The 13,208-nt window shown below is 30.0% G+C and carries 14 protein-coding genes; 13 read left to right on the forward strand and 1 reads right to left on the reverse strand.

All coding sequences use genetic code 11. The annotated features are described in order from the left end of the window. Positions 1 to 117: 117 nt before the first annotated feature. Complete coding sequence (locus AB8B23_RS02215) at positions 118 to 459, reverse strand: IS630 transposase-related protein (RefSeq protein ID WP_369713219.1); 342 nt, start codon at positions 457 to 459, stop codon at positions 118 to 120. A gap of 114 nt (positions 460 to 573) precedes the next feature. Here AB8B23_RS02215 and AB8B23_RS02220 point away from each other — a divergent pair, with 114 nt between their 5' ends. The 13 genes from AB8B23_RS02220 to AB8B23_RS02280 all read left to right on the forward strand — a co-directional run bounded on the left by AB8B23_RS02220 (position 574) and on the right by AB8B23_RS02280 (position 12,779). Continuing rightward, positions 574 to 2,163, forward strand: a complete 1,590-nt coding sequence (locus AB8B23_RS02220; RefSeq protein ID WP_021744121.1) for a glycoside hydrolase family 57 protein — start codon at positions 574 to 576, stop codon at positions 2,161 to 2,163. Positions 2,164 to 2,794: 631 nt separating this feature from the next. Beyond that, on the forward strand, positions 2,795 to 3,496 hold the full coding sequence (gene rlmB, locus AB8B23_RS02225) for a 23S rRNA (guanosine(2251)-2'-O)-methyltransferase RlmB (RefSeq protein ID WP_369713220.1): 702 nt from the start codon (positions 2,795 to 2,797) through the stop codon (positions 3,494 to 3,496). Between the two features lie 262 nt (positions 3,497 to 3,758). Then, positions 3,759 to 4,421 (forward strand): TraX family protein, encoded by a 663-nt coding sequence (locus AB8B23_RS02230; RefSeq protein WP_369713221.1) that lies wholly within the window; start codon positions 3,759 to 3,761, stop codon positions 4,419 to 4,421. A gap of 36 nt (positions 4,422 to 4,457) precedes the next feature. Further along, a complete protein-coding gene (gene nth, locus AB8B23_RS02235) occupies positions 4,458 to 5,117 on the forward strand; it encodes an endonuclease III (protein WP_369713222.1) in 660 nt (219 codons plus the stop codon). Positions 5,118 to 5,151: 34 nt separating this feature from the next. Further along, on the forward strand, positions 5,152 to 6,624 hold the full coding sequence (locus AB8B23_RS02240) for a D-alanyl-D-alanine carboxypeptidase family protein (protein WP_369713223.1): 1,473 nt from the start codon (positions 5,152 to 5,154) through the stop codon (positions 6,622 to 6,624). A 224-nt stretch (positions 6,625 to 6,848) separates the two neighbouring features. Beyond that, complete coding sequence (gene kdsB / locus AB8B23_RS02245; RefSeq protein WP_369713224.1) at positions 6,849 to 7,604, forward strand: 3-deoxy-manno-octulosonate cytidylyltransferase; 756 nt, start codon at positions 6,849 to 6,851, stop codon at positions 7,602 to 7,604. A gap of 27 nt (positions 7,605 to 7,631) precedes the next feature. Beyond that, entirely contained in the window at positions 7,632 to 9,074 is a 1,443-nt protein-coding gene (locus tag AB8B23_RS02250; protein WP_369713225.1) for an alpha-amylase, read from the forward strand. Positions 9,075 to 9,180: 106 nt separating this feature from the next. Then, on the forward strand, positions 9,181 to 9,324 hold the full coding sequence (locus AB8B23_RS02255; RefSeq protein ID WP_369713226.1) for a hypothetical protein: 144 nt from the start codon (positions 9,181 to 9,183) through the stop codon (positions 9,322 to 9,324). A gap of 90 nt (positions 9,325 to 9,414) precedes the next feature. Further along, positions 9,415 to 10,557: a glutamate 5-kinase gene (proB, locus tag AB8B23_RS02260; RefSeq protein WP_369713227.1), complete on the forward strand. Its 1,143-nt coding sequence runs from the start codon at positions 9,415 to 9,417 to the stop codon at positions 10,555 to 10,557. 59 nt (positions 10,558 to 10,616) lie between these two features. Further along, complete coding sequence (locus AB8B23_RS02265; protein ID WP_369713228.1) at positions 10,617 to 11,873, forward strand: glutamate-5-semialdehyde dehydrogenase; 1,257 nt, start codon at positions 10,617 to 10,619, stop codon at positions 11,871 to 11,873. A gap of 214 nt (positions 11,874 to 12,087) precedes the next feature. Beyond that, entirely contained in the window at positions 12,088 to 12,210 is a 123-nt protein-coding gene (locus AB8B23_RS02270) for a hypothetical protein (protein WP_021744131.1), read from the forward strand. Positions 12,211 to 12,240: 30 nt separating this feature from the next. Then, positions 12,241 to 12,474, forward strand: coding sequence for a hypothetical protein (locus tag AB8B23_RS02275; protein WP_369713229.1), 234 nt, complete (start codon positions 12,241 to 12,243; stop codon positions 12,472 to 12,474). 5 nt (positions 12,475 to 12,479) lie between these two features. Further along, a complete protein-coding gene (locus tag AB8B23_RS02280; protein ID WP_369713230.1) occupies positions 12,480 to 12,779 on the forward strand; it encodes a tetratricopeptide repeat protein in 300 nt (99 codons plus the stop codon). Positions 12,780 to 13,208: the final 429 nt, after the last annotated feature.

Genomic DNA, 13,208 nt, shown 5'->3' on the forward strand with positions numbered 1-13,208 from the left:
TTACTCCAGCCGTATTCACGGTAGTAATATTCGTCAAAGTCTATTTCATCAATATAGATTATTTCTCTGCCTGAACCTGCTTCTGATAATTTTTTTAAATATCTATTTACTTTTTTCTCATCCTGCTCCCTGTATTTTGTCTGTTTTTTTTCTTGTGTATCCTGATTTTTTTAGTGCTACTCTCACTGTCTCCTTTCCACAGCCAAAATCTTTTGCTATTTCACGGATGTATTTATCTGCATTCTCTGGATTTTTCATATATTCATCAAGTTTTTCAGGATCAAGCACCTTAAATTTTCTTTTCCGTGTTCTTGATGAAAGATCTCCTGTTTCCTTCTTAAGTTTTATCCATCTGTACAATGTGCTGGAACTTATGTTGAATTGAAATAATGTTTTTGTTTTTCCATTTTCGTAATAAAAATTTAAAATTCTTTTTCTATAATCTTTTTCATATGCCATAAAGTTATTATACCATATTTTTAGGTCGATTTTGTATAAAAAAATTTTGAATTTGTAGGAAAATGTGGTATAAATATAATATATAAAAATTTTATAGAATATGGAGGAAGAATTATGAATGGATATTTTAGTCTTGTTTTACATGCACATTTGCCGTATGTAAGACATCCAGAGTATAAAGAATTTTTGGAAGAAGATTGGTTATATGAAGCAATTACAGAAACGTATGTTCCTCTACTAGAAATGTTTGAAAGCTTAACAAGGGATAATATTCCTTGGAATATAACAATCACAATGTCTGGGACACTTGTAAATATGTTAAATGATGAGTTATTAAGAGAAAGATATATTCGTCATATAGACAAATTGATAGAATTTTGTGAAAATGAAGTGGAAAGACTGAGTCCATATCCTGATATGCTAAATGTTGCAAAACACAACCTATGGTTTAATACAAGAGCGAAACAAGTATTCGAAGAAAAATACAATAGAGATTTGGTAGGAGCATTTAGAAAATTTCAAGATCAGGGGAATCTTGAAATCATTCCTGTTACAGCAACACATGGATTTTTACCAGTTATGAAGGATTATCCTGAAGCAGTAAATGCTCAAGTTTTTATGGCAAAAAAAGATTATATAAAAAACTTTGGAAGAAATCCAAAAGGAATTTGGCTAGCTGAATGTGCTTATTATCCAGGACAGGATAAATTCCTTGAAAAACATGGAATAAGATACTTTTTAGTAGATGCACATGGAATTATGCACAGTAATCCACGTCCAGTTTATGGTATTTATTCACCAGTCTACACAAAAAACTACGTAGCTGCATTTGCAAGAGATTTAGAGTCGTCTGAGCAAGTTTGGAGTTCTGAATCAGGTTATCCTGGAGATGGACTTTACCGTGAATTTCATAAAGATGCCGGTTATGAACTGGATTATGAACTTGTAAAGCCTTATTTGCATAGTGATGGAGTAAGAAGAAACATTGGAATAAAATATCATGCAATAACAGATAAAAAAGGAACTTACAAAGCTGTTTATAATCCACAGGCAGCAGCAGAAAGGGCAAAAGAACATGCCTATAACTTTGTCTTCAACCGTTCAAAACAAATAGAATACCTCGCTTCAAAAATGAAATATAGAAAACCTATTGTAGTATCACCTTATGATGCTGAATTATACGGTCATTGGTGGTATGAAGGACCAATATTCCTAGAATGGGTATTCAGAGCAATAGCAGAATCTAATTTTTCTACAATAACACCATACAAATATTTAGAATTATATCCTACAAATCAAATAGTTGACGTAAGTATGTCAAGCTGGGGAGCAAACGGTTATTATGACGTTTGGATAGATGGCTCAAATGATTACGCATACAGACATCTACATAAAGCCGCACAAAAAATGATAGAACTGGCAAACGGAAGAGAGCCATACAATGAATTGGAATACAGAGCATTAAATCAGGCCGCAAGAGAATTATTGATGGCACAGACTTCTTGCTGGGAATTTATAATGTACACAGGAACAATGGTTGGTTATGCTCACAAAAAAATAAGTGATCATGTCCATAGATTGTTCAAAATTTATGAAGATTTCAAAAATGGAAGATTAGATGAAGGATGGATAAATGAAATCGAAAGTAGAGATAATATCTTTCCTGAAATTGAATACAGAATGTATAGAAGTGACTGGTTATAATTTAAATAATAAAAATTAATATAATTTAAGGAGTGTTTTTTATAAGAGCATTCCTTTTTTATATTAATTAAATTGGTAAATATTTTTATTTGATTTTGAGGTTAAATTAGTATAAAATATATTTAAAAGAGAAAAATTATTTTTTCTAATTTTAGGTTGTTTTTATTAATAATTTTTATTTTTAAAATTTTATTTTTGAGGTTATTTTAAGCAAGGGCATCAGACGCCATGCCCTTGCATCCTCGCTTTTCGAATTTTAATTTTACAGCAAAAGACAAAACTCGCTTTTAACAAAAGTTATTTTAGCCTCATAAAGTTATTATAAATTTAAGTAAGACAGAAAAGCTCGAACAAGTTGTCTTTTACTGAAAAATTAAAATCTCGGAAATTTATAACAGATATTTTTTTGATTCAAATTTTGTTTAGTTTTTATTAAAAAACCCCCCTCAGATAAGTCAGGGATAATGCGTAGCACTTTTGCTATTATGATTATTTGAATATATACAAATAATCATTGTTGCGAAACAAAGGGAAATAGCAATCAAAATAATTTGAAAGTAATAATTTAATAAATAGAAATTAATAGTAGAAAAAATTTTTAATAGATAATAATAGAAAGAGAGAAAAAAGAATGGAGAAGATAATAGGTATAAATCCGGTAATTGAAGTATTGAAATCGGATAAAAATATTGAGAAACTGGAAATTTATAAGAAGATAAAGAAGGAAACAATCAAGGAAATATTGAATTTGGCAAGTAAAAGGAATATAAAGATTTTTTATACTGATAGACGGACTGAAAATTCACAGGGGGTTGTGGTACTTGTTTCAGAATTTGATTATTATATGGATTTTTCTGCATTTTTGGAAAAGCTTTTGAGAAAAGAAAAGTCAAGAGTAGTTGTACTAGATCAGATTCAGGATCCAAGAAACTTTGGGGCGATTATAAGAAGTGCAGAGTGCTTTGGAGTGGATGGGATTATTATTCAAGACAGAAATAGTGTGAAAGTTACGGGAACTGTTGTAAAATCATCGACAGGAGCAATTGAGCATGTGGATATTATAAAAGTTACAAATATTTCTGATACGATTGACAAATTAAAAAAATATGGATATACAGTTTACGGTGCAGAAGCTGACGGGCAAAATTATTATTATGAGGAAAATTACCCAGAAAAAGTATGTCTTGTGCTTGGAAGCGAAGGAAATGGAATGCGTAAAAAAGTAAAGGAACATTGCGACAAGATTGTAAAAATACACTTGAAGGGTCAAATAAACTCGTTGAATGTGTCTGTGGCTGGAGGGATAATATTGGCAGAAATGTCGAAAAATTAATGAAATTTGATAAATAATACGTCTTTAATTTTTGCTCCAAATCTACAAAAAAAATTCTTGAAATTAAAGTGAAAAAATGATATTATTAAATATAATAGTTTTTTTAAAATTTCTTTAAATATTGGAATTTATCATAGAAAAAGATAGTTTTTTATGTAAAATATTTAGATTTAGGAGATTTTTAAGTTAAAAAAATAAAAAGGAATTTTGGAAATTACTGTGAGTAAAAATTAAGTGTAGATAATTGAATTTAGGAGATGAATTGAGTTTATTTATTTTAAAGATAATTGGAATAATAGCAATGTTTGTGGATCATTATCATTATATTATCGGTGGAAATGTGATTTTAAATATTGTTGGGAGAATTGCTTTTCCAATATTTGCATTTACGCTAAGTGAAGGATATGTACATACTAGAAATTTAAAAAAATATTTATATAGACTTTTTATTTTTGCAATAGGTATACAAATACCATCTGTCATATTTGGTCATAAATACCCTATAAACATATTCTTTACATTGTTTTTAGGACTTCTAACAATTTATATACTTAATTTTAAGAAAAAATACATAAAAAATCAGATATTTTTATGGATAATAAAAATTATTCTGATGAGTTTTATATTATTTATTTCTCAATGGCTTGAAATGGATTATGGGGCATACGGAATTTTATTAATTGTAAATTTTAATATTTCTAGAAATAGTAAATTTTGTATATTAATGAACTTTCTTATATTAAATACTTTTAATTTATTATTTCCCGATATTTTTAAGCTAACAAAAACACAGTTTTTTTCAATAGTTTCATTAATCTTTATTTTTATGTATAATGGAAAAAAAGGAAGAAGTATGAAATATTTTTTTTATTTATTTTATCCGATACATTTTCTTATTTTAGAAGGAATAAGAAATATCAGATAGTTTTAGTGTATTCATAAAAATTTTTGGAGAGGGAAAATGACAAAAAAGGAAAGATTGAAAAAGATATTTCCAATATTAAAAGAAAAATTTGGCAATCCAAAAGCTGCATTAGAATTTGAGACTCCTTATCAGCTAATGGTAGCAGTCATCTTATCAGCTCAATGTACCGATGTACGTGTAAACATTGTTACAAAGGAGCTTTTTAAAGTTGTTAGAAAACCTGAGGACATTAGAAAAATGGATTTAGAAACACTTGAAAAATATATAAAATCAACAGGTTTTTATAAGAACAAGGCAAAAAATATAAAATTAAATGCTGAGATGATGCTTGAAAAATATAATGATATAATTCCAAAGGATTTGAAAAAACTTGTAGAATTGCCAGGTGTCGGACGAAAAACTGCAAATGTTGTTCTTGGAGAGCTTTGGAATATTCGAGAAGGAATTGTTGTTGATACTCATGTTAAGAGATTATCTAACCGTATAGGATTTGTAAAAAATGATAATCCTGAGATTATTGAACGGGAACTTATGAAATTTGTGCCCAAAAAAGATTGGTTTGTGTATTCGCATTATATGATTTTACATGGGCGGGATAAATGTATAGCAAGAAAGCCCAAATGTAATATATGTGAAATCAGGGACTACTGTAAATATAATCTAGATAATTTAAAGAAAAAAGGAATTAGTAAATAGATTTTTAGTATAAATAAATGTAGAAAGGAAAAGAATGGTTAAAAAGATAAAAAGAGTTTTGATTTTTGGAGTGTTGGCATTGTTTGCTGTTCTTATCTATGCAGAAGGAGAGCAAGATTCATCTAAAGAGGGGATTACTGTCAAGGAGGAGAAAAGTAAAAATTCTACAACAAGAGAAGATGGTTCTAGTGAAATAGAACAGGCAACGAGAAGAGGGTATTCAAAACATTTTAGACACGGTAAAAAAAGAAGAAATTCTAAGCATGAGGAATATAATGAATATACTGAAAATAATCAAAATCGATCATCAAATTGGAAGAGTAAATCTGAAAAATGGCAAAATAAAACTAGTTCATTAAAAGATAGCAATTCAGAAGAAACAAAGCACAGAAGAAAACTTGTAAAGGCAATAGAACATGAACATGAAGGAGCTTCACATTATTACGGAGAGGTTATAAAATTTATTGCCACTACAGATGGAAAAGTCTTAAAGGAAAAAATGTCAAGGCAGAAGCATCCGATAGCTTCACTTACAAAGGTTATGAATATTTTAGTGGCATTGGAACAGGTTGACAGGGGAAATGCAAAGTTAGATGATAAAATATGCTTTACACCTGAATTTGTAAATATGGGTGGAAGCTGGCTGAATGCAAAGGCTGGAGATTGCTATACATTAAAAGATTTACTTCGTGCAGAAATTATTTATTCAGCAAATAATGCTGCATATTTAGTTGCACATCATATTGGAAAAGGAAATATTGATAATTTTGTAAAATTAATGAATGATAAAGCTAAAGAACTGGGAATGAATGATACACGTTATTATACACCAGCAGGATTGCCGCCTTCGATGACAAATAAAAATATGGATATTTCAACAGCATATGATATGTATTTGCTTGGAAATAGAGCTATAAGAGATGAAAGATTACGTGCATGGATGAAGGAATCAGAGTTGGTATTGCAAAATTCAGAAGGTGAAGATGTTGTTTACAACAATAGAAATCATCTTTTAGACCAGTTTGGTATTTACGGCTTAAAAACAGGATTTCATGCACAGGCTGGTTACAACATGATAGTATCAAGTAAAATAGGGAATCTTGAAATTATCTCGGTAACATTAGGAAACAAGAGTGATAATGCCAGAACAGAAGATCAAGAGCAGGAATTTACACAGCTGGAAAAACGTATGATACCAGTTTACAAGGCAGGACAGGAAATTAATAAAAAGTTTAAGATAAAAAATGCTGAAGCAAAAGAAATAAAAGGTGTTTTATCAACAAATGTCTACCAGATTGATAATACAAATTATAAATTTGAAGTAAAAGATTTACAAGTCTCAGCTGAAAAAGAAGGAATTTCCAAAGGAGATGTAATAGGTAAACTTGAAGTTCTGTCAAATGATAACAAGGTTGTAGGAACTGTTGATATTGTGGCACAGAATGATTATAAACAGTTATCTCTATTTAGACGTATTTTGAGATTTATAACGCTTGGGCTTGCATAAAAGATAGAAATTGAGCTGTTTAGAAATGAAACGGCTCTTTTTTTATTTATCTGATATAAATATAATGTAATTTAGATGAAAATGTGGTAAAATATATTTAAGCTTATCTGAGATTTAATACTAATTCTATGAGTTTAGTATAAAACAGTATAGTTTTAAGTTTGGTTTTAAAAGAATATTATTGTAATTTTATAAAATTGTTGAAAAAAAGGAGAAAAATGGTTATGAAAATATTGGGAGTTATACCAGCAAGATATGCATCTAGCAGGTTTGAGGGGAAACCACTCAAGGATATTTGCGGGCATACTATGATTGAATGGGTTTACAAAAGAGCAAAAAATGCTGATATTGATGAGATTGTTGTGGCTACTGATGATGAGAGAATTTTTGAGGCAGTAAAAAAATTTAGCGGGAATGTGGTTATGACAGCTGAAAATCATCAGAATGGAACTTCCAGAATAATAGAAGTTATTAATAAAAATGAATACAAAAACTACGATTTTATTATAAATATTCAGGGAGATGAGCCATTAATTGACATTGAATCGATTAATATTCTGGCAAATAACTATAGAGATGAAAAATCGGAAATTGTTACATTGAAGCAGGAAATGAAAACTCAAAATGAAATTGAAAATCCGAATCACGTAAAGGTAATTACAGACTTTAATGACAATGCCATTTATTTTAGCCGTTCAGTAATTCCATACGAACGTGATAAAAATAATAGTGAAAATATAAGATATTTCAGGCATATTGGAATTTATGGATATACAGCAAAATTTTTAAATGAACTGAAAAATCTAAGAGACGGCGTTTTGGAAAAGATAGAGTCGCTTGAGCAATTGAGGTTTATTGAAAATGGATATAAAATAAAGGTTTTGGAAACTGATTCAAACGTAATAGGTGTGGATACAGAAGAAGATTTGAAGGAAGTTGTTAAATTTATAGAAAAAAAGGGAATAAAACTGGAAAGCTGAAAAATATTGTAAAAGGAGGATGTTTTAATGGAAAATGGAGTAATGATACAGTATTTTGAGTGGAAATTACCAAATGATGGAAAACATTGGCAAAGATTAAAGGAAGATGCAAGGCACCTAAGTGAAATTGGAGTAAGTGGAGTATGGATTCCACCAGCATATAAAGGAACTTCACAAGCAGATGTCGGTTATGGTGCTTATGATTTATGGGACTTGGGGGAATTTGACCAGAAAGGAACTGTCAGAACGAAATATGGTACAAAGCAGGAACTGATTGAAGCAATAGAAGAACTTCATAAATACAATATAAATGTGTATTTGGATACTGTCTTGAATCATAAGGGCGGAGCTGATGAAACAGAGAATTTTTTGGCAATAGAAGTTGATCCTGAAGACAGAACCGTGGAAATAACCGAGCCTTTTGAAATAGAAGGCTGGACAAAATTTACTTTTCCTGGAAGAAATGATAAATACTCTGCATTCAAGTGGAATTATAATCTTTTCGATGGAGTAGATTTTGATAATAAAACTGGTAAAACTGCAATTTATAAAATTGTTGGGGAAAACAAGGACTGGGATGAGGGAGTTGACTCTGAACTTGGGAATTATGATTATCTGATGAATGCCGATATTGATTTTTCACATCCTGAAGTACGTGAGGAAGTAATCCGTTGGGGAAAATGGGTTGTAAATGAATTAAAAATTGATGGATTCAGGATGGATGCGGTAAAACACATAAAAGATGAGTTTATAGCTGAATTTTTGACACAAGTAAGAGCAGCTTACGGAGAAAAATTTTATTCTGTTGGAGAATACTGGCGAAATGACTTAGAAAAATTGAAGGAATATTTGGATAATGTTGGTTATAAAACCGATTTGTTTGATGTTGGACTACACTTTAATATGTATGATGCTTCTAAAAAGAAAAAGGATTATGATTTAAGAGAAATTTTTGAACATACAATAGTGGCAACAAACCCGATGGCAGCGGTAACATTTGTGGATAATCATGATTCTCAAAAAGGAAGTGCTTTAGAATCACAAGTGGAAGACTGGTTTATTCCCCATTCATATGCTATAATATTATTATCAAAAGATGGCTATCCATGCCTGTTTTATGGCGATTACTACGGAGTGGGAGGAGAAAAAAGCCCGCATCAATGGATAATTGACAAACTTCTGGAAGTACGAAGAATACATGCTTATGGAGAACAAATAAATTATCTGGATAATCCAAATGTAATTGCAATTCAAAGAACGGGAAGAGATGAATGGACTGGATGTGTAGCCGTACTTTCAAATTCTGAAGAGGAAGAAGAAATACAAATTGAGCTTGGAAGAGAAAGAGTAGGAGAAGTTTGGCAGGAAGTTACAGGTAGTGGGTATGAAGACATTACAATAGATGAGGAAGGAAATGCCAATTTTAAAGTTGAACCTGAAAAAATTTCTGTGTGGATACGTAAAAGTTAAGATAAAAATATTGAAATTATCTATGGTTGTAAAGAAATAAATGTTAAAATAATATGAACCTTTCTAGGTTATTTTAAGAAAGAAACCAAAATTGGAGGTAAGAAAAATGAGAAAAGTTAAAATTATAGGAGTAATAATTGCATTGGTTATGAGCTTGAGTTCTTGTACTGCTGTAGCATTGGGAGCAGGAGCTGTTGCTGGAGGGTACACTTGTTTAAATACAAGTCTCTGTAATAAATTGAAAAAATAGTTTGAGTAAATTTTAAGGGCATAGAATTTTATGCCCTTATATTAAAAATTCAAAATACACAAAAATGTTAAACAGGAGAATAGGGGAAATATGAAAAATAGTAATACAAGAGAAAAAATCTTGGAAAATATACAGAGGATAGTCGTAAAAGTTGGAACTTCTACACTTACGACTGAAGATGGACATTTAGATATTGAAAAAATAAAGAAAATTGTGCTGGAACTAAGTAATTTACAAGATAAAGGATATGATGTAATACTTGTAACTTCTGGTGCAGTTGGAGCTGGAATGGGACTGCTTAATATAAGTGAAAAGCCTAAAACTTTGGCAGAAAAACAGATGCTGTCAGCAGTTGGACAAGTTTCACTTATGCAAATTTATCAAACTCTTTTTAAAGAGCATAACAAGATAATCGGGCAACTATTGTTGACAAAAGAGGAATTTTCAAATAGAAAAAGGTACTTGAATATGAGAAATGTTTGTAATGCTTTTTTGAAAAGAAAAATTATTCCAATTATAAATGAAAATGATGCAATTGTATCTAATGCTTTGAAAATCAAGGTTGGAGACAATGATACGATGTCAGCACTTGTTTCAGGATTGATTGATGCAGATTTATTAATTATTTTGTCAGATATTGATGGACTTTATAACAAAAATCCTCGAAAATATGAAGATGCGAACCTGATTAATATGGTTGGGGATATTAGTGAAGATATAAAACAGATGGCAGGAACTGAAGGCTCAAAATTTGGTACTGGTGGAATGATAACAAAAATTATTGCTGCGGAAATGGTAACAAAAATAGGTATAAATCTAGTAATTGCTAGTGGAGACGATCCAGGAAATATTACTAGGATTGTGGAAAAGGAAAATATAGGTACACTTTTTGTAAAAAAGAATAAAAAAATTAGTCTCAGGAAATACTGGCTTGCTTATGGAACGAACAAAGAAGGGGTATTAATTATTGATGATGGAGCAAAGTTAGCCCTAAAAAATGGAAAAAGCTTATTATCTGTAGGAATAAAACATATAGAAGGAATCTTTGACAAGGGGGCTGTAATTGAAATAGAAGATTTAGAAAAAAATATTATTGCAACAGGAATTTCAAATTATTCATCAGAAGAGATAGACTTGATAAAAGGGGAAAAAAGTGAAAATATAGAAGAAATCTTAGGATATAAATATGACGATGCTGTGATTCATATTGACAATGTTGTTATGAGAAAATAAGAATTATTATAAATACTTTAACATGGTTTTACAGAATGATAAGAAGAAATGAGGGAAGTATGAATTATATAGAAGAACTTGGAAAAAAAGCAAAAGCCGCTTCAAGGAAACTTTTGAAAATTGGAACAAAAACTAAAAATGACGTATTATTTGCAATAGCAGAGGAACTGATAAATAAAAAAGAAGAAATAAAGGCTGCGAATAAAATAGATATGGAAAATGGTAAGAAAAATGGAATGGCATTTTCCTTGCTGGATAGAATGGAGCTTACAGACAGCAGAATTGAAGGAATGGCTCAAAGTCTGCGTGAAATGGCTATGTTTCCAGATCCAATTGGAGAAGTTATTACAGGATGGAACCATAAAAATGGAATGAATATTGTAAAAAAAAGAGTTCCGCTTGGAGTAATCGGAATGATTTACGAATCTCGTCCAAACGTTACAGTAGATGCGGCAGGACTTGCAATAAAATCTTCAAATGCGATAATTTTACGTGGGTCAGAAGATGCCCTGAATTCAAATATTTATTTGAATAATTTATTAAATAGAGTTGCAGATGCTCACGGATTGCCAAAAAATACAGTTCAGCTTGTAGAAAAGCCAGAAAGGGAACTTGTGAAGGACTTAATCCGTGCAGACAAGTATATTGATGTAATTATCCCAAGAGGGGGAAAAGGATTAAAAAGATTTATCATAGAAAACGCAACAATTTCAATGATAGAAACAGGTGCAGGAATCTGTCACATATTTGTAGACGAAACAGCCGATATAAAGCAGGCATTACCAATTATCGAAAATGCCAAAGTACAGCGTCCAAGTGTATGTAATGCTATCGAAACAACACTTATTCACGAGAACATTGCAAAAGCAATCTTGCCAGAATTAACAGAAATGCTTTTAAAAGATGGTGTAGAGCTAAGGTACAACAAAGAAGCATTAGAAATTGTTGGAAACAGAAAAGATGTAAAATTGGCAACAGAAGAAGATTTTGGGGCTGAATATCTAGATTTAATAATGTCACTAAAATTAGTTAAAAACATAGATGAAGCAATTGAATATATAAATAATCATGGAACGCACCATTCCGACTCAATCTTGACAAAATCTATAGAAAATGCTGAAAAATTCCTAAACGAAGTAGATTCAGCGAACGTTTATTTAAATGCTTCTACAAGATTTTCCGACGGAGGAGAATTCGGTTTTGGTGGAGAAATCGGAATTTCCACGCAAAAACTTCACGCTCGTGGGCCTATGGGAATAAGAGAGCTGACTACGACGAAATATGTGATTAGAGGAGAAGGGCAGATAAGGGAATAGTAAGAAAAAGAATATAAATTTATGAAAAAGTCTGATAGAAAGAAACCTATTGGGCTTTTTTGTTTTAAATAGATACTTTTTTGTGAAAAATATTAAACATAATTAAAAAAAAACAGAATAAGGTTAATCTTAAGGTTTAATTATAGTATTCTTGATATTATATGTATAAGAATTTTGAAATTAAAATAACAAATTACTGAAAGGAGGTGAAAAAATGGCTTCGACAAGATACAGATGTGCGTATTGTGGAATGACAACGACAACAGGATGGAATCCTCCTAGTGGTAGAGGATGTCATAAGTCGCCAGATGGATATCATGATTGGTATCAAGTTTAAAAATTGAAAGAAAAAAGGGGGAAGTTAATTTTGATTAAGAAATATAAACAAATGACAATAGATGCATTAGAAAGTCTTTCTTTAACAGATAAGGAAGCATTGAATGAATTAGGAGAAAGGTTATTTTATAAAAAAGAATATCAAAAATTTTTAGAATATTTTAAAAAATCTGCTATTCTTGGTAATGATATGGCAATAAATAATCTTGGTTTTTATTATTTAGAGATAGAAAACGATTTTGAAAATGCAAAAAATATTTTTTAGATGCAATGGAAAAAGGAAACATACTAGCAATAAATAATCTTGGAGTATTGTATGATAGAAATAAAAATTATAAAAAAGCTAGAGAATATTATTTGATGGCAATAAATAAAAAATGTAGTTTTGCATATAATAATTTGGGAAATTTATATGAGGATATTTATCAAGATTATGAAAAAGCTAAAGAATTATACAGCAAGTGTTTTAAAGAAACTAAAAATACAGAAGCATTAATATGCAAGCAAAACTTTATTCAAATTATTATAGTGATGATGAGAAAGCGAAAAAATATTTGGAAAAAGCAATGAAACTTGGAAATGTTGAAGCTAGACATATATTAGAGCGTCATTTTAAATAAAAAAATCGAAAGGAATGTTTTAATTAAAATGATTAAACATGCAATAAGATTAAAAGATAGAAAAACAGGAAAACAAACAATAGTTTATATCGAAGCAATTTCTTTTAGGGAAGCCAAACAAATTGCAATGAGAGATTACGGTTTAGCATATGAGATACAATGAGATAAGTTTTTTGAATTTAAAAGATGATAAAGAACAGTAAAATTGTTTAATATCATCTTTTTTTTTAAAAAAAATTTATATTCATTAAAAAAATAAAAAAATGATATACAAATATAATAAAAAATGTTATAATTTTATCAATCCTTGAGAAAGGAGGTGTTATAGTTATGCGTACGTTATTAATAAAAATCTTAGTTATAATTTTATTACAAATAG

This window comes from Leptotrichia sp. HSP-342 (genome assembly GCF_041199995.1).
Classification (GTDB): domain Bacteria; phylum Fusobacteriota; class Fusobacteriia; order Fusobacteriales; family Leptotrichiaceae; genus Leptotrichia; species Leptotrichia mesophila.

Bases quoted from the DNA above. Each gene is read 5' to 3' on its own strand.
- AB8B23_RS02215 (WP_369713219.1), bottom strand. From the start codon at position 459: ATGGCATATGAAAAAGATTATAGAAAAAGAATTTTAAATTTTTATTAC.
- AB8B23_RS02220 (WP_021744121.1), top strand. From the start codon at position 574: ATGAATGGATATTTTAGTCTTGTTTTACATGCACATTTGCCGTATGTA.
- rlmB (WP_369713220.1), top strand. From the start codon at position 2,795: ATGGAGAAGATAATAGGTATAAATCCGGTAATTGAAGTATTGAAATCG.
- nth (WP_369713222.1), top strand. From the start codon at position 4,458: ATGACAAAAAAGGAAAGATTGAAAAAGATATTTCCAATATTAAAAGAA.
- AB8B23_RS02240 (WP_369713223.1), top strand. From the start codon at position 5,152: ATGGTTAAAAAGATAAAAAGAGTTTTGATTTTTGGAGTGTTGGCATTG.
- kdsB (WP_369713224.1), top strand. From the start codon at position 6,849: ATGAAAATATTGGGAGTTATACCAGCAAGATATGCATCTAGCAGGTTT.
- AB8B23_RS02250 (WP_369713225.1), top strand. From the start codon at position 7,632: ATGGAAAATGGAGTAATGATACAGTATTTTGAGTGGAAATTACCAAAT.
- AB8B23_RS02255 (WP_369713226.1), top strand. From the start codon at position 9,181: ATGAGAAAAGTTAAAATTATAGGAGTAATAATTGCATTGGTTATGAGC.
- proB (WP_369713227.1), top strand. From the start codon at position 9,415: ATGAAAAATAGTAATACAAGAGAAAAAATCTTGGAAAATATACAGAGG.
- AB8B23_RS02265 (WP_369713228.1), top strand. From the start codon at position 10,617: ATGAATTATATAGAAGAACTTGGAAAAAAAGCAAAAGCCGCTTCAAGG.
- AB8B23_RS02270 (WP_021744131.1), top strand. From the start codon at position 12,088: ATGGCTTCGACAAGATACAGATGTGCGTATTGTGGAATGACAACGACA.
- AB8B23_RS02280 (WP_369713230.1), top strand. From the start codon at position 12,480: ATGGAAAAAGGAAACATACTAGCAATAAATAATCTTGGAGTATTGTAT.